Origin of the sequence: Halobacillus sp. SY10, from assembly GCF_045401165.1 — a bacterium.
GTDB classification, from domain to species: domain Bacteria; phylum Bacillota; class Bacilli; order Bacillales; family Halobacillaceae; genus Halobacillus; species Halobacillus aidingensis.
This window is the reverse complement of sequence record NZ_CP174345.1, coordinates 574,827-590,264: the sequence shown is the minus strand read 5'-3', so window position 1 is coordinate 590,264 and position 15,438 is coordinate 574,827. Positions and strand designations below refer to the sequence as shown.

At 42.9% G+C, this 15,438-nt stretch carries 16 protein-coding genes; 6 read left to right on the top strand and 10 right to left on the bottom strand.

Going from position 1 to position 15,438, the window contains the following annotated elements:
• The first annotated feature begins 175 nt into the window (after window positions 1–175).
• Complete coding sequence (locus ACJA3J_RS03095) at window positions 176–526, top strand: PadR family transcriptional regulator (RefSeq protein WP_406945485.1); 351 nt, start codon at window positions 176–178, stop codon at window positions 524–526.
• Window positions 501–1,265 (top strand): HAAS domain-containing protein, encoded by a 765-nt coding sequence (locus ACJA3J_RS03090; RefSeq protein ID WP_406945484.1) that lies wholly within the window; start codon window positions 501–503, stop codon window positions 1,263–1,265. The genes ACJA3J_RS03095 and ACJA3J_RS03090 overlap by 26 nt, the downstream gene beginning before the upstream one ends.
• Before the next feature lie 45 nt (window positions 1,266–1,310).
• Here ACJA3J_RS03090 and ACJA3J_RS03085 read toward each other — a convergent pair whose 3' ends face one another.
• Complete coding sequence (locus ACJA3J_RS03085; protein WP_406945483.1) at window positions 1,311–1,661, bottom strand: hypothetical protein; 351 nt, start codon at window positions 1,659–1,661, stop codon at window positions 1,311–1,313.
• 137 nt (window positions 1,662–1,798) lie between these two features.
• Between ACJA3J_RS03085 and ACJA3J_RS03080 the strand changes: the two genes are divergently transcribed.
• Window positions 1,799–2,293 (top strand): GNAT family N-acetyltransferase, encoded by a 495-nt coding sequence (locus ACJA3J_RS03080; RefSeq protein ID WP_406945482.1) that lies wholly within the window; start codon window positions 1,799–1,801, stop codon window positions 2,291–2,293.
• A gap of 19 nt (window positions 2,294–2,312) precedes the next feature.
• Here ACJA3J_RS03080 and ACJA3J_RS03075 read toward each other — a convergent pair whose 3' ends face one another.
• The 6 genes from ACJA3J_RS03075 to ACJA3J_RS03050 form a co-directional block, all read right to left on the bottom strand.
• A complete protein-coding gene (locus ACJA3J_RS03075; RefSeq protein ID WP_406945481.1) occupies window positions 2,313–2,708 on the bottom strand; it encodes a VOC family protein in 396 nt (131 codons plus the stop codon).
• A 741-nt stretch (window positions 2,709–3,449) separates the two neighbouring features.
• Window positions 3,450–5,360, bottom strand: a complete 1,911-nt coding sequence (locus tag ACJA3J_RS03070; RefSeq protein WP_406945480.1) for an LTA synthase family protein — start codon at window positions 5,358–5,360, stop codon at window positions 3,450–3,452.
• Between the two features lie 275 nt (window positions 5,361–5,635).
• The gene (locus ACJA3J_RS03065) at window positions 5,636–6,649 is read right to left on the bottom strand and encodes an ABC transporter permease (protein WP_406945479.1); all 1,014 of its coding nucleotides are present in this window, start codon (window positions 6,647–6,649) and stop codon (window positions 5,636–5,638) included.
• Window positions 6,650–7,519, bottom strand: a complete 870-nt coding sequence (locus tag ACJA3J_RS03060; protein ID WP_406945478.1) for an ABC transporter permease subunit — start codon at window positions 7,517–7,519, stop codon at window positions 6,650–6,652.
• A 191-nt stretch (window positions 7,520–7,710) separates the two neighbouring features.
• Window positions 7,711–9,330 carry an FAD-dependent monooxygenase gene (locus ACJA3J_RS03055; protein WP_406945477.1) on the bottom strand — a complete coding sequence of 540 codons (1,620 nt, stop codon included), beginning with the start codon at window positions 9,328–9,330 and terminating at the stop codon, window positions 7,711–7,713.
• Window positions 9,331–9,560: 230 nt separating this feature from the next.
• Window positions 9,561–10,211 (bottom strand): SDR family oxidoreductase, encoded by a 651-nt coding sequence (locus ACJA3J_RS03050; RefSeq protein WP_406946263.1) that lies wholly within the window; start codon window positions 10,209–10,211, stop codon window positions 9,561–9,563.
• A gap of 230 nt (window positions 10,212–10,441) precedes the next feature.
• On the opposite strand from ACJA3J_RS03050, the gene ACJA3J_RS03045 reads away from it, so the two are divergent.
• Window positions 10,442–11,164, top strand: coding sequence for a low temperature-induced protein (locus ACJA3J_RS03045; RefSeq protein WP_406945476.1), 723 nt, complete (start codon window positions 10,442–10,444; stop codon window positions 11,162–11,164).
• Window positions 11,165–11,262: 98 nt separating this feature from the next.
• Window positions 11,263–12,024, top strand: coding sequence for a sporulation protein (locus tag ACJA3J_RS03040; RefSeq protein ID WP_406945475.1), 762 nt, complete (start codon window positions 11,263–11,265; stop codon window positions 12,022–12,024).
• A 73-nt stretch (window positions 12,025–12,097) separates the two neighbouring features.
• Here ACJA3J_RS03040 and ACJA3J_RS03035 read toward each other — a convergent pair whose 3' ends face one another.
• Window positions 12,098–12,487, bottom strand: a complete 390-nt coding sequence (locus ACJA3J_RS03035; protein WP_406945474.1) for a YbaN family protein — start codon at window positions 12,485–12,487, stop codon at window positions 12,098–12,100.
• A gap of 257 nt (window positions 12,488–12,744) precedes the next feature.
• Here ACJA3J_RS03035 and ACJA3J_RS03030 point away from each other — a divergent pair, with 257 nt between their 5' ends.
• On the top strand, window positions 12,745–12,942 hold the full coding sequence (locus ACJA3J_RS03030; protein WP_089651597.1) for a hypothetical protein: 198 nt from the start codon (window positions 12,745–12,747) through the stop codon (window positions 12,940–12,942).
• A gap of 61 nt (window positions 12,943–13,003) precedes the next feature.
• On the opposite strand, the gene ACJA3J_RS03025 is transcribed toward ACJA3J_RS03030, so the two are convergent.
• Window positions 13,004–13,522, bottom strand: a complete 519-nt coding sequence (locus ACJA3J_RS03025) for a DUF1456 family protein (RefSeq protein ID WP_089651598.1) — start codon at window positions 13,520–13,522, stop codon at window positions 13,004–13,006.
• 260 nt (window positions 13,523–13,782) lie between these two features.
• Entirely contained in the window at window positions 13,783–15,429 is a 1,647-nt protein-coding gene (locus tag ACJA3J_RS03020; RefSeq protein WP_406945473.1) for an alpha-glucosidase, read from the bottom strand.
• Between the last annotated feature and the right edge of the window lie 9 nt (window positions 15,430–15,438).

The following is a 15,438-nucleotide window of genomic DNA, read 5'->3' as shown; positions in this document are numbered from 1 at the left end:
GCCAGCAACTGTTTCAAGTTGGCAGCTTTTTTCACGTTTTTTCTTTTGCTATTATTTTTCATACATATATGGATTTTATTGGAATAACCTGGTATAGTTAAACTACCTTGCATAGCAAGTTATTTTTTACCCCCGCTACCTTGTTATGCAATATAGGTTAGAAAGTGGTGAAACTTTGTCTTCTAGTCAAATATTAAAAGGTATTTTAGAAGGTTGTCTACTCTCCATCATCGCTAAAGGTGAAACCTACGGCTACGAAATGATTGAAAAACTCGACCATTATGGATTCACGATGGTGAAAGAAGGAAGCATCTATCCCCTGCTTTTACGAATGAAAAAACAAGGTCTTGTCGAGACAAGTCAAAAACAACTCCCTTCCGGTGGTCCGAAGCGAAAGTATTACACGATTACAGAAAGAGGACGTGAAGAACTGGAAGCATTCAAATTACATTGGGATGCCATCTCCAGCAGTGTTGCCGAATTAATGAAGGAGGAGTTCCATGGAAACATTGTCAAAGAAGAGTGAAAGGTTCCTGGAAAGTCTGCACCTGTACCTGATATCAAGTGGGAAAAAGGAAGCCGAAGCCTATGAGATTGTTGAAGAGCTTCGCGATCATTTAACAGAGGCGGAAAAGGAAGGAAAGGATGTAAATGACATCATCGGTCAGTCCCCAAAAGAATATATGGAGCAAGTATCTAAGGAAATGCCATTTGATTTTCGTACGCTCATCAGTGCCTTTACCGTCTTTCTTCTCGGCACCCTGTCCTACCTTTTATTAGGGGATGTCATTCATGGAGGCGCACAATTGTCGTTGATCCAAATCATCGGCTATCCTGTTCTTATGATTGTGTACCTTCTTTCTCTTACTGCGCTCTTACGCTATACGGCCCTACACCAATTTGATAAAAGAAAAGAGTATGTGATGATCGGCATTTTCGGCTTTCTGAAAATTTCACTTTTCATCAGCGTCATTACTCTTGATCAAGCGATTGACTCTCCAGTTATTGTGCTGTCACCACTGGGCAATGTAATTGCTGCCTTATTGACCATCAGCTTCTTTATCGGAGCATCCCTCTGGGCAAAAACATGGGTGATGATCATCATTGCTTTGATCCTGGTAACGCCTGAAATTCTTGTTCAGATCCTCCAATTAAGCGAAGAAGCAAGCCTTATTACGAAAAGCATCTTAATCTTCGGTGCGCTGTTTGTTTACTTTTGGACGATCAATCGGCGTGAAAATGCAAGTAAAGCTTTCTCCTCCTAATGAAAAATGAGCCTCCACATGTGGAAACATACAGAGGCTCACCTTCTATTCCTGCTTTCTTGCTTCTCTTTCCTCCGAAACTTGTACGACTGGTTCATCCCACGGATGGTTCGGATAAATCCCTTCCTCAATCACCCTTCTTAATAAGGATTCATCCCTTGGAATAGAAAATTCAATCCGAAGCGAAGTGAGAGTCGTTTTTTCTCCGGACTCCCCCTCTGAAGGAACGGCTTCTTCCCCGGGGACAAACTGCTCCACTCCATCCTTCGACTGCCACATCACGTTTTTGTAATTTCCTACTCTCAAGTCATCAATGCTTAGTACTCCCTGTACCACTGCATCCACATATTCTGGAACCACAAAGGTTTTAACACGGTATATATCCACCAATTTCATTGAACCCAACCTCCTCCATACTTCTTTAAGAGTATTATCCTCCAGGATGAAGAACTTACCCTATCCACGGTTACTGAATGGAACTTTTCCTATTCTTAACCGTATAGAAAAGTATAACGTAAAAAGGAGATCATCAAATGACAACTTTACGCAGGATGTCCGAAGAAGAGTTTGTACAATACAATGATTTTTCAATTGCTGCCTATGCGAAGGAAAAGGTGGCTGCGGGAAATTGGACAGAAGAAGAAGCGCTTGAAAAAGCCAAAACCACCCATGCAGAATTGCTCCCTGAAGGAAGACATACAAAGGATCATTTTCTTTATACCATCCTGAATGAAAAGGGCGAAAATGTAGGGACCTTGTGGATTTGTAAACAGTCCCCTGATAAAGCCTTTATTTATGACATTCGAGTTTCAGATGATTATCAAGGTCAAGGACATGGAAAGAAAGCGATGATCCTGGCAGAAGAGGAAGCCAGAAAAATCGGGGTGCAGAGAATAGGTCTTCACGTATTTGGCCATAACACGGTCGCAAGAAAATTGTACGAGAACCTATCTTACAAAACGACAAATGTTGTAATGGAAAAAGACCTCCCTGCCAAAAATGAAGAATGTACACAAAAGAACCCTTGATTAAAGGGTTCTTTTATTGCTATTTTGCATTCTCGTCAGGTTGATGGACGCCGAATATATTGCCTTCTGTATCTAAATAATATCCCTGCCAGGCCATTCCAGACAGGGCGTATTTAGGCAAAGCGACCTTGCCGCCGTGTTCCAGGATTTTACCTTCAACCGTATCGTAGTCTTCCACTCCCATTGTACAGGCATAGCCATTCAACGCCTGGTTCAATTCTGGTGGTGCACTTTTCCGTTGCATTAAAGCTCCGTTGATCCCAGGCTCATCTTCTCCCCCTGTCACTACGCCGAAATAAGGCATTCCCGCGTACTCACTCCAGTCTTCGAATTGCCAATCAAAGATCTCACTGTAAAAACTCTTAGCTCGTTCCATGTCATCGACATGAACTTCAAAATGTACAACTCTCCCCACCATTTCCACCTGCTTTGTTTAGATTTTGATCCTCACTAGAAATTGCTCTACGCTTACATATTCGCCTAACCATGACCTACTCCTTCTTATTTTTCTAAGAACGTTATTCAATTAACTGGCAGAATTGTGGAAGACTCGATTTCGAGACTTTTCGGGGTTCGTTTGCCGTGTGGAGCGTCAGGGGTGGTTGGGAAGCCACTCGCTTTCCTGCGGGGATGACGGCAAGCCTCCTCGTGCTTCGCACTGTGGGGTCTCGCCAGCCAATCCATTCCCGCGGGAGTCTCGCAGCTTCCCAACCACCCCATTCGATGAATGTGAGAAACGAACCCCATTACTGTGTGGGGGGTCTTCCACTATCCTTGTGTTATATGCATAAAGCGCTACATAAAAAGCTTTCCGCACCCAGAATAGAGTGCCTACAAGTTCGTATCCTCCATTAAATCTGTGCATAAAAGCAACTTATTCTATAAGTGGTTTCGAGACACTTATATGGCAAAGGGGCGGAGGGAAACGGTGAGACTCCTATGGGACGTGGGGGACAGGTGAGACCCCGGAAGGCGTAGCCTGAGGAGGCTCACCGCCCGCCCCATGGAAAGCGAACCTTTTCCCGCAGCCCCTAAACTCACACAAAAGTCTCGAAACTGAGTCTTCCAGAAAAGTGAGCTTATATGTAAGAGGAATAGTGTTTTTAAAATAAAAAAGCTTGCAGAGAAACAGGTCGTTTCTCTGCAAGCTGGTGATTTATTTCTTCTCTTTTGAAGAATCCTTTTCTTCAATCATCTCAATTTCATCAAGGTAACGAAGTAAGTCTCCGTACACGACGGAATCAGATAAGGCAAGCTCTTCTTCTGCCTGCTTGAAGCCAGGCGCACATGCCTCTCCTTCTACGGGTTCCCCTGATTCTCTGTCATAACAGTTTCCATTCACACCGACATACTTTTCATTGGCGAAGTTTCCATCACGTGTGATCATCATTTCTCGACGATTTTTACTGAAGAGGTCCTGTCCGAATTGAACAGGGTTTTCATCTTCGACGCCTAGAAGGTTCATAAGCGTCGGGCGTAAATCGACCTGCCCACCAACGGTGTCGTTTTCCTGCGGCTCAATGCCTTCTCCTAGAACAAGGAGCGGCACACGCTGCAGTTGGAACTGTTCGTATTCATTGATGTCTTTATCGAGATACTCTCCCATCGCTTGCTTGTGGTTTTCGGAAATACCGAAGTGGTCCCCATAGATGACGAGAATTGTATCATCATAAAGATCGGATTTTTTGAATTCCTCGACAAATTGTTTCAGTGCTTCGTCCTGATAGCGAATCGTCTGGAAGTAACGGTTCAAGGTTTCACTGGACGTATTTCCTTCTTCGATGAATTTCTTATCTTCAGGCAATGTGAACGGATGGTGGTTCGTCAGCGTAATCATTTTGTTGTAGAAAGGCTGTTCCATCTGTTCCATTTTATCCAATGAGTCACTGAAGAAATACTCATCCAAATAGCCCCAGCCATAGGACTTCTCTTCGGTTACATCATAATCTTTCTTAGAGAAATATTCATCATAACCAAGAGAATCATACATGACGTTACGGTTCCAGAATGTTTCATCATTGGCGTGCATCGTTGAGGAAAAATATCCTTTTTCACCTAGCACTTCAGGAGTCGCTTGATATTCGTTTCCTGAATGGGTAAAGAAAGCCGCTCCACGGTTCAGTCCATACAATGAATTATCAAGTAAGAATTCAGAGTCGGACGTACGCCCTTGTTTGACCTGGTGATAGAAGTTGCTGAAATAAGCCCCTTCTTCTTTCAACTCATTAAAATAAGGCGTCAACTCTTTCCCGTTCACCGTATTATCGACAACAAAGGTCTGCGTACTTTCAAGGGACAACGCAATGACGTTTTTCCCTTCTGCTACGCCTGTCATCTCACTGTTCGGCTCTGTTTTCTGCTCATTAATATAGTTCAGAACAGGTGAAAGTTCGTTACTATCGGCAAATGTTTTCTTCGCTTCTGTCTGACCTTGCAGGACGATATCATACGCGTGGAAGTTCAGGACACCGATATACTTCACGAGCATGTTACGGTCAAAAGCACGTTCCAGTAGTTCTGTACGCTCGGTTGTCGCCCAGCCTAAGTTCACGAGGAACAGAGGAATCGCAAGGACAGCCAAAATCAAGCCTTCTTTACGCTTAGGCATGAAACTTTGGAAGCGTTCCGGCTTCAAATAGAATAATAGGAACGTAGCAATCAATACATCGACAAATAAGAAAATGTCTGTCACAGATAGAATTTTAGTGATACTCCCACCCATACCAGCCAAGTTCGCGGCTTGCCCTAACATCGGAATCGTCAGGAAGTCACTGTATTCTCTGTAGAACAGAACGTTTACATATAATAGAAGGGAACCAAATATATACGTGGCCAACATCCCTTTTCGACCTGCCAGCATAATCCCCACTCCGAATAAGAGGAAAATACTGCTCAATGGGTTAAAAGCTAGTATAGCCGCTTCATTGGCGTTTTCAATATCAAGCGTAAAAATACCGCCTTGAATGAAGTACATCTTCGCCCAGAAGATAGCCATCACTGCAGCGTAAATCATACTTTTCTTCTTAACCGCGGGGTCTTTCATTTTCATTTTTAATTTTGAAAACATGATCAAACCTCCGTTGATTTAACCTTTATCTAATTTTTTATCAGTCTTTCCATCATTAAGTCTCGTATACTATCATTTTTTCAAATGCATGTAAATGACGACGAAACTTATCATAACACATGTTTGATAGAATTATCCCATTATCATAAAACTGTTAAACTCATTTAAAGAGATGACATAACCGTTACATAGAAGTTAAAAAACAGACAAAAAATCCCACCAACAAAGATAAAAGGTCGGTAGGATTTCCTAATAAGTTCTTATGAATGCTGCTTTCACGCGTCCCTCTTTAAAAATTCAAACCACTTTTCATCACTAGGATCTGCGTTTTGCACCTCTGAGTTCTCCAATGACTCATCTTTTTTCGGCATGGATGCTCGTAAACTTTTTTGGATTCCATTTGCAATAGCAATCAAAGATAATACGAACAAGACGAGGAAAAGGAGTGGCACTCCAATCAGCCACGGCATGTTCGTCATGATTGTATCGTAGTACATGCCTATAATCGAAGCCCAATCAAAAGTAATCGGTGATGGAGGTTCAGCCCCAAGTCCATAAAATACACGCGTCCCTCCGAAGAACATCTCAAACACACCTAAATGAGTGAGAATCAAGGTAGCCTGAATCGACTGCATCAAAAGGAGACGAATCCAACTTCCCTTTAACTGAGGAGTCAAATGATTTTTGAAAAGGTGCCACCCCCTGCCTCCAAGCACACGACTTGAGGTGACATATTCCTTTTTCAGGATTTCACTCGTTTCGTTGGCCATCAAGATTGCTGCTGGAGGAACGAGCAACAAGGCTAAAACAATGACCTCTATCATAATCCGAAAAGTTAAGGTCGTATAAAACCCATCATAAGGTTCCATCATCATTGGTTTAAGAAATTTATAGGCGATCAAAGAAGCCGGAATGAAATACATCACAGAAATGACTTGCTCGGACCCATGAAAGAATTTCGCTTTTTGAACGAACCCTAAGGGAATCCCAATGAGAAACGCCAGACCAAAGCTGAGAAAAGCAACAGCCAGCGTCCCAAGTATCGTGTATTTAGCCCCCATTAGAATGTAAAAAAACAAATGATTCCCCGCCATATCCGTTCCTAAAAATGAATGATCGAACGGGGCAAAAGGCGGTGCTCCTTCCAATTTTCCATTCTCACCATAGGTGAAAGGAGTCTTCGGTATAGTCGAATCAAAGAAAAAGGCATGGATGAAACTACCAATAAGCATCACCATAATAAACAAAAAACCTAGCAAATACGTCGGTTGTTTCCAAATACGCTTCATTTAGAGAGAAACCTCCTGCTGTGTCGTAAGGTAAAGGATCCACTCGATGACTTTCAAACCTAAGTAGATAGGTAGAAAGAATAAAACCGCGGTCACAAAAAATACGGGAGGCTGGGTGTAATTCAATAAGAAAACAGTCATACCGAAGTTATTGAATAAATATTCGACAATCAGCAAGTTACTGATCATCAAACTGATAATGAATTTACTTTGATAGGCAAGACGGACCAACAAATTTCTAAGTATATGTACGCAAATGACCCGTAGTTTATGGAGACCTTTGCTTGTCGCTAAATCGACATAAGGTTCCCCTTCTTCTTCCTTCATCATAGCAAGGATGGTTTTTAAGAAATAGATGAAAGGCAAGATGGATAGGACCAGCCCCGGGACCAATAAAGCTTCTTCTGTGCCTGTTCCTGTAAACTTAGCAAATTTCACGCCCGTTTGTATGTACACCCATACGAGGGACATTTGTGAAACAAGCACATAAACGACATCCGGAATCGTTTGGAAAACCGAAGCGGTCGACATGATTCCTTTATATAATTTCCCTGAAGCAAACTTTAACAAAATGCTGAGCAACAGCGCCGAAGCCAAAGAAACAATGAGTGTGATCCCCAAGACAGACATTGAGCTCCAAAAGGGCTTAAAGATGATAGGAAACAAATCGCGCTCTACCCCTGACATCGGGTTGGTGTATATCAAGGAACCAGGGCTCAGAATTTTCTCTATGACCTCCCTTATTGCTGATAAACCCGGCCACTGCAGTCCAATAACTGAGGTAAACATCGGAGAGATGCTCACTAGGAATATACCGAACAACAAATAGAAAGGTCGGAGTACCTCACGGAATATGTAGGATAAAGACATCAGACTCTCCTCCTGAAAATATGAACTAGACGGTACATGTATAGGTATAAAGACTCTTCGATGTATCCACCTCATATCCTACCATTCAATTTTTAAATTGTAAAAAAATTCTAACTTATCCTTTAAGTTTTCTCCCTCCCCTTCATAGACATAAAAAAACACCGCCTGCCCAGACGGTATTTTCTCATCGCTTAACTAAAAAAACGTTTAACTTTTTCTAATGTTTTTTCAAGGTCTGAAGATGATTCATGGAAAGCTACATGACCATCAGGGCGGATAAGAAGGGCATGTCCTTTACTCATACCGAGCTTATTACCCAGATGCCGGTGCACGTCGTAAATGATCGGAAGCTCATCCCCATCTGTTCTCACCGTACCACCTTTCGCCACGAGGAAGACCTTGATTAGGCCTGCATACGTTTCGTCAACCTTTTTGGAGAAATTATAAGCTTCATCAATCAATGACTCATCCTGTGCGTCTATATAAATGAAGCAGACGTATCCATACGTTCGGATCAAAGGGTACACACTTTTATCGGTGGAACCATCAAAGAATAAAAGATGATCAGGCACCCGCTCACCTGCTCGTATCGCTTCCTTAGAAAGAGAAGAGTCTTGCAAGGCTTTGTTTTTGGAGGTCTCTTCATATTCGTTGTAAATATTGGAAAGGTGATTGGCAATCTTTTTTTGAACCCAGTCCTGCGTCAATGCTGCTTTTCCCGTCCAGTTCCGTATTTTCCCTTGGGCACCTTGAAGGTCGATGATTTTAAGCATGCGCGACGTTTCTTTCAGTACATCCAATCCGATCGGTGCTCGTTCGTGATGGTAGCTGTCGAGGAAAGAATCTTTTGCATAGCCTTTAAGAACGACATCCAGCTTCCAGACGATGTTTGCTGCATCCTGCAAACCAAGATTCATCCCCTGCCCCCCAATTGGATTATGGATATGTGCTGCATCCCCAACGAAAAACACATGCCCCTTCCTGTAGTTGGGGACCTGCCGATGGGCGGTTCCAAAGTAAGAGAGCCATTTAGGATTTTCTACTTGGTAAGGGTCCGACAAAACCGTATTCAAACTTTCTTGCAAATCCTCCAAAGACAATTCATCTTTTTGAGGCAGCCCTTGTTTGGCTCGATTCATTCCCACCACCCGGTAACTGCCGTCCTTATATGGAAAGAAAGCGACAGCACCGCGGTCATTCAAATGCATGTTAATATAAATTTCGTTTAGAGCAGAAACATCAACGTCCCCAAGGAAAAACGTGTACCCTTCATCTTCTCCTTCAAAAGGCACATTCAAATCCTGACGAACTTTACTATGAGCACCATCACAAGCAAGAAGGTATTTTGCAACATATCTCTTAAGCTCTCCATTATGTTTCGCTGTGACATATGCCCCCTCGTCAGCTTCTATCACCTCCACCACTTCGTGTTCCCTGTTGACACTCCCTCCTAATGAGGAAAGATGGTCTTCTAATATACTTTCGGTCTCACTCTGAGGAATAATTAGTAGATACGGATATTGACTATTGATATGATAGAGTTCCACCACAGAAGGATTTTCCCCACCGAGATGCAGCTTAGAACCAGGTCCCGGATAGCCTTTTTTCAAAAATTCCTGATGAACGCCTAAGAGTTCAAATATTTCAAGCGTCCTCGCCTGGATGCCGAGAGCTTTTGAGAGCTCTGAAGGACCAGATCTCTGCTCCAGGCAGATAAAATCCATGTCCCGTTTTTGCAACTCATTGGCTGCCATCAGTCCAGCCGGCCCTGCTCCAATAATCAGAACATCGGTTTCAATGACAGAAGTCATCCCTTACACCCCTTTCAATCTTATCTTCTGCACAACATGAAACAAAGAATGGCTTTACGATAAAAATAGATCCTCATTTACCTTACCCTTCTCCCTCTTACTAAACCATGTACAGACACATCCCGAAGCTGATTTGTGCACTGAAACTAGGGGTCATTCCTGGTCCGCTTTTTACACATAAAAAAGCAACCTGCATGATACCAGGCTGCTTTTTAACTCATCTATTTATTTTACAGGGAGTTGATCGCTTCTTTTACCGATTTCGTCCCACCTACGACCTGAAACTCTTTTCCAATCGTTGACTCATTCTCCAATGCAGACAAGATCACGCGTGCTACATCTTCTCGAGGAATTTCACCTCTTTCGACGGTTTCAGCAGCCTCGACGTTCCCGCTTCCCTCATCATTGGTAAGCATACCAGGATGAATGATTGTATAATTTAAGTCCGTTCTTCTCAGCCAATCATCCGCATAGTGTTTCGCTACGACATAGGGAGCGAATGACGAAGGGGCCCCTTGAATCGCTTCACGTGTCGTATCAAAGGAACTTATCATGATGTAGCGGTCCACACCTTTTTGTTTTGCTGCTTCTATCGTTTTCACTGCGGCATCCAGGTCGATCAGAACGGTCTTATCCGGTCCTGTATTCGGTCCGGAACCAGCCGTGAATACGACTGCATCCACACCATTATAGGCTTCGGCTATTGTTTCGGTATCATCCTCAAGATCCACCAAGACCGTTTCTGCCCCGAGTTCCTTGAAGTAAGAAGCTTGTTCTTCCTTGCGAATCATCGCTTTGGCTTCCATCCCATCCGTTTCTTGAATAAACTTGACGAGATGTTTCCCTACTTGACCATTTGCACCTACAACGAGTACTTTCATTTTCTTCATCCTTTCTATGCCTCTCGATTGATTGATTCTTATTCCTATCTTAAATGTTACCCAAACCGAAAGAAAGAAAACCAACTTGCGCTTTCAAGTACTTCACAAACGGAATCTCTCTACTATTATTTCAGAAACACAACTAAGAGACTATTTTATCCAGAGAAAAGGTTACAGGTGGGTAGAACGGGTATGAGCTTACTAACGGAAATTAAAGGAGGATACTTATCATGGATAGAAGAATCATAGGCGGTGTTTTCTCAAAAGTTGGACATGCAGAAAAAGCGATTACAGATTTACAGCATCACGGATATGGCTCGAACGACATCTCTGTTTTTGCCAGAGACAAAAGCAAAGTGAACGTGCTGGAGGAAGAAATGGATACATCGGTCACATCCAATAAAGGCGGCCGAGGCAAGAATGCCGGAAAAGGAGCAGGACTCGGGGCCCTATCTGGAGGGGCCTTAGGCGGTATTGGTGGATTAATTGCAGGATTAGGACTTCTCGCCATTCCTGGAATCGGACAGATTGCTGCCGCAGGCCCCATTGCTGCCGCTCTTACGGGGGCAGGCGTAGGCGCTGGTGGTGGTGGAATCGTCGGTGCGCTTGTTGGAGCAGGCATGTCCGAGAAAGATGCCCATCAGTACGAGAGCCATTTGAAAGATGGAAAAATCATTGTCATCGTTGAAGCGACAGAAAAATTACAGGACAAAGTTTACCGTACGTTCCTTTCCAATAAGACGGAAAACTCATCCATGTACCCAAATCATTATCAGAACCATGATCACTCTACTCGTCACGAATCCGTTTCGCGAGACCATGACCATCAAAGTAAAACAGATGTAGTGAAAGAAAAATCGTATGCCAGACATTCATCTAAGGATTCTACACCTAACTCAAACGAAACCCGTTCGCGAACGGCCAAAAGACACCGTTCCACCAAACACACCTGACTCGCAGCTTAAGCATTCGTATAAAAAGATTTTCTCATTAGAAAGTTGAACCTTTTCCTTCTGTTCTTTCGTATAATCAAAAGAAGGAGGAGATCCGCATGTTCAAAAAATTATTAGCGAGTGTAGGCGTAGGCGCTGCCAAAGTTGATACACAATTAGAAAAAGACCAATTCATCCCAGGTGAAACCGTCCACGGAAAAGTGGTCATCCAGGGAGGAGACGTTGAACAATCCATCGACTCCATCCATATCTTTCTCATGACCGAAGCCATCCGTGAATTGGATGATAAGAAAGTGAAAGAAAAAGTGGCGTTGCAAAAGTACCCGATCGCCGATCAGGAGACCATTAAGGAAGGGGAAACGAAAGAAATCCCATTCTCTATTCAGCTTCCTTATCACGTCCCCGCTTCGCATGGGAGACTTCCGATCTGGTTCGAAACAGGCCTCGACATCCCGATGGCGTTGGACCCGGAGGACCGCGATCCGATCAAAATCGCCCCACATCCATACATCGACCAAGTGCTGCAAGCTTTAGAAAGCCATTTGGGTTTTCATTTAAGAAAAGTCGAAATGGAATACTCCAAGCGCTACGGATATGTACAGGAATTTGAATTCGCCCCTGGTGGAGAATACCGTTCCTATTTGGATGAACTGGAAGCCATTTTCTTCCTACATGAAGACCGTATCGATGTGATGCTTGAAGTCGATCGCCGGGCACGCGGACTCGGAGGATTGTTTGCCGAAGCTTTGGAAATGGACGAAAGCCGTGCGAAAGTGTCGTTCACTGATCGGGAACTGAACGGTTCATTAGAAACAGTAGCCCGTAAGTTGCAGCAGACCATAGATCAATATAAAAAGTAAAAAAAGCGGATCCTCTCCATTTTTCGGTGAGGATCCGCTTTTATAGTTTCATTGATCAAGACAGAGCAAGCCTTTAAGGCTGTTGCTTTTCAGGGTGATATGTTTTTGTTCTTAGAATGAGGACCGTGAAGAAGACTCCACCAAAAATGAAACCAGCTCTCAACAACGGATGGGATGTGATATAAAATGCTGAAAACAGAAAGGAAAACCAAATCATAATGAGTAGCGATACCTTTGCCCGCACAGGAATTCCGCGTCCAGCTTTGTAATTTTTGATATAAGACCCGAACCATTTATTCGACATGAGCCAGTTATACAAACGATCCGAACTCCGTACGTAACAAGCTCCTGTCAAAAGTAAAAAGGGGGTCGTGGGAAGAAGTGGAAGCACGATTCCTAACACGCCCAGGACCAGGGATATACTTCCGATTATAATGAGTAATACTCTTTTCACTTGCTTCATAGATAAACTCCTTAACGCATCGTTACTCCTTTAAACTCCCCTAAAATCCCCACTGGTGATGATTGCTAGGGCAGCAAAGGCTCTTTTCCTTCTTTTCAGCTTACTCTACATTCTGCTCGTTGTTCAACCAATTAAATTCCATTACTGCTATTGATAACGTTTAGAGATAAATACAGCAGGGAATTTGATACTTGCTTGTCACCACTTATTACACAGAATAATTCTTTAAAAAGTAAGTACATAAGGAGGATCTGAACATGGTCGTATCTGGAAAGATTCATTATAAACATCACCAGATTGATTTTGAAGTACGGGTGAATCATGAGGACATAACAGAAGGCGAAATTGCCTCTGAAGAAGCAAAGCACGAACTTATTCATGCCATAAACCGCAAATTCCGAGTGAAATATCCACTCTCAAGTACCATCGACCCCGTTCATGTGCGTATGTTTTAGTCCATCTCTTTCAATGATTCTGAAAAAAGAGGTCAACCAGCGAATGGTTTGACCTCTTTTTTTAACCCCTATATTTGATCGTTAAACCTTTTAAGAAGTTTCTGGCGTATTGATCACCGAACTGTCTATAATTTTTATGACCTTCTTTTCTCAATAAGCCACTCAATTCCCCTTTAGTGATTTTCACGTCCGCTGCATCCAAAATATCAATGACATCCTCGTTCGTCAGCTTCAGTGCGATTTTCACTTTTTTCAACATAACATTATTCACACTGGAATAATTCTTGATCGAACGATCGGGTTTATTCGGTTGACCAGGCTTAGACGGTTGAGGCCCTCGCTTGAATGTGATGAACCCATTCAAAAAGGACTCCAGCATGCTGTTCGTGCATTTGATATGATCTTCGTCTTCATACGCTTCATCGTCATATTCTTCATCTTCGCTGTCTGACTTTGTGAGAACCTTTTGAACTTCTTCTTTCGTCATGTCGACGCCGCCCAGCTTAAAAATTTCAATCATATCTTGATCTTTAATATCGAGGGCGTAGCGTAATCGAATCAGTATATCATTATTATCCATATATAAACCTCCAAGCTATAGCCTTCACACTACAGTAATTTCAGAAAAACTTTCAAGTCCTAATCATAACATGTTCTACTAAAAGTTAGTGTAACCGAACGGGATAAGTTCTAAGCGGATGATGGATTGACCATCCACTGCGTGCCTTCTAATGAAAGGCGTTCCAAGAAAGATCCCTAACCTTCATATCTTCCATTAAAAAGAAGCCCCCCATTTAATGGAAGGGCCCCTTTTGCTTACCTTGAACATTCATCTAAACCTTACCCTATCTTATACACCCTTGCCTCAAACGGTTGTAAAAGGGAGTGCTCCAATGGACCAGTGTAATTACATAAAAGCACTTGATTCGCTGCAAATTCATCCGGCCAGTTAAAAAAGGCCCTTTCAGATGATAAATTAGCTAAAATCATGTACTTCCCTTCTTCACCCGAACGAATATAACTGAAAATCTGATCATGTTCCTCTAAAAAAGGTGTATAGTCTCCATAAATAAGTGCCTTTTCCTGGTTCCGTATTTGAATCATTTTTTGATAATAATAGTAAATGGAATCGCGATTATTCTGCTCCGCAGCAACGTTGATTTCTCTGAAATTCGGGTTCACTTTTAACCACGGTGTCCCTGTAGTAAACCCAGCTGAATCCTCGGCGGACCATTGCATAGGGGTCCGGGAATTATCCCTCCCTGTCCTCCATATGACGGACATCACTTCCTCATGAGGTACTCCCCTCTCCGTTTCCTTCTTATAAAAATTCTTTATGGCGACGTCATCATAATCTTCAATGGATGGGAACTGGACATTCGTCATTCCGATTTCCTGCCCTTGATAAATGAAAGGCGTTCCTTGCATAAAGAAGTAAAGAGTAGCCAGACATTTACTTGACTCTACTCGATACGTCCCATCGTCTCCGAGGATGGAGACGGTTCTCGGAAGATCATGATTTTCCAAAAACAAAGCATTCCATCCTTTCCCGTTCAAAGAGGTTTGCCATTTGGTGAAGATTTCTTTTAATTCATGGATGTCCACCTTTTCCTTGCTTCTCTCCCAAAGTCCAACATGCTCGAACTGGAAGATCATATCAAACTTGCCTTCCTTTTCACCGACCCACTGATCAGCCTCTTCCACAGTGACCCCATTAGCTTCTCCAACGGTCATGATGTCATATTGGGAAAATGTCTCTTTAACAAGCTCCTCAAGGAAAACATGAATGCCTTCACGATTCCTGTGGCCGTCATGGGAAGGAACAAAGGTCTGCCCATCCAATTCTGGTAAATCCGGGTAGCCAGGCACTTTTTTGATGTGGGAAATGGCATCGATTCGAAAACCATCAATCCCTTTGTCCAACCACCAGTTGACCATTTTGTACAGTTCTTGACGCACTTCAGGGTTTTCCCAATTCAAGTCCGGCTGTTTTTTAGAGAACACGTGCATATAATATTCTTCTGTATATTCATCGTACTCCCAAATCGATCCTTCGAAAATCGATGCCCAATTATTTGGTTCCTTCCCATCTTTCCCGGGATGCCATATATAGTAATCTCGATATGGATTCTGCTTGGAAGACCTGGACTCCTGGAACCATCTATGCTCATCAGAAGTATGGTTAATGACTAAATCCATAATCAACTTCATCCCCCTGTTATGAACTTCTCTCAAAAGTTCATCAAAGTCTTCCATCGTACCGAACTCATCCATGATTTTTTGATAATCACTAATATCATAGCCGTTATCATCATTCGGAGATTGATAGACAGGAGACAGCCAAATGACATCGATTCCAAGATCCTGCAAATAATCCAGCTTGCTTAAAACCCCAAGCAAATCTCCCGTTCCATCTCCATCTGCATCCTTAAAACTTCGCGGATACACTTGATAAACAACCGCTTCTTTCCACCATTGCTTCTCCATCCTTCTCCC

Coding starts and splice junctions, on each gene's coding strand:
- ACJA3J_RS03060 (WP_406945478.1), bottom strand. CDS start 7,519: ATGTCTTTATCCTACATATTCCGTGAGGTACTCCGACCTTTCTATTTG.
- ACJA3J_RS03065 (WP_406945479.1), bottom strand. CDS start 6,649: ATGAAGCGTATTTGGAAACAACCGACGTATTTGCTAGGTTTTTTGTTT.
- ACJA3J_RS03070 (WP_406945480.1), bottom strand. CDS start 5,360: ATGTTTTCAAAATTAAAAATGAAAATGAAAGACCCCGCGGTTAAGAAG.
- ACJA3J_RS03035 (WP_406945474.1), bottom strand. CDS start 12,487: ATGAAGCAAGTGAAAAGAGTATTACTCATTATAATCGGAAGTATATCC.
- ACJA3J_RS03080 (WP_406945482.1), top strand. CDS start 1,799: ATGACAACTTTACGCAGGATGTCCGAAGAAGAGTTTGTACAATACAAT.
- ACJA3J_RS03045 (WP_406945476.1), top strand. CDS start 10,442: ATGGATAGAAGAATCATAGGCGGTGTTTTCTCAAAAGTTGGACATGCA.
- ACJA3J_RS03090 (WP_406945484.1), top strand. CDS start 501: ATGGAAACATTGTCAAAGAAGAGTGAAAGGTTCCTGGAAAGTCTGCAC.
- ACJA3J_RS03025 (WP_089651598.1), bottom strand. CDS start 13,522: ATGGATAATAATGATATACTGATTCGATTACGCTACGCCCTCGATATT.
- ACJA3J_RS03055 (WP_406945477.1), bottom strand. CDS start 9,330: ATGACTTCTGTCATTGAAACCGATGTTCTGATTATTGGAGCAGGGCCG.
- ACJA3J_RS03020 (WP_406945473.1), bottom strand. CDS start 15,429: ATGGAGAAGCAATGGTGGAAAGAAGCGGTTGTTTATCAAGTGTATCCG.
- ACJA3J_RS03085 (WP_406945483.1), bottom strand. CDS start 1,661: ATGAAATTGGTGGATATATACCGTGTTAAAACCTTTGTGGTTCCAGAA.
- ACJA3J_RS03030 (WP_089651597.1), top strand. CDS start 12,745: ATGGTCGTATCTGGAAAGATTCATTATAAACATCACCAGATTGATTTT.
- ACJA3J_RS03050 (WP_406946263.1), bottom strand. CDS start 10,211: ATGAAAGTACTCGTTGTAGGTGCAAATGGTCAAGTAGGGAAACATCTC.
- ACJA3J_RS03040 (WP_406945475.1), top strand. CDS start 11,263: ATGTTCAAAAAATTATTAGCGAGTGTAGGCGTAGGCGCTGCCAAAGTT.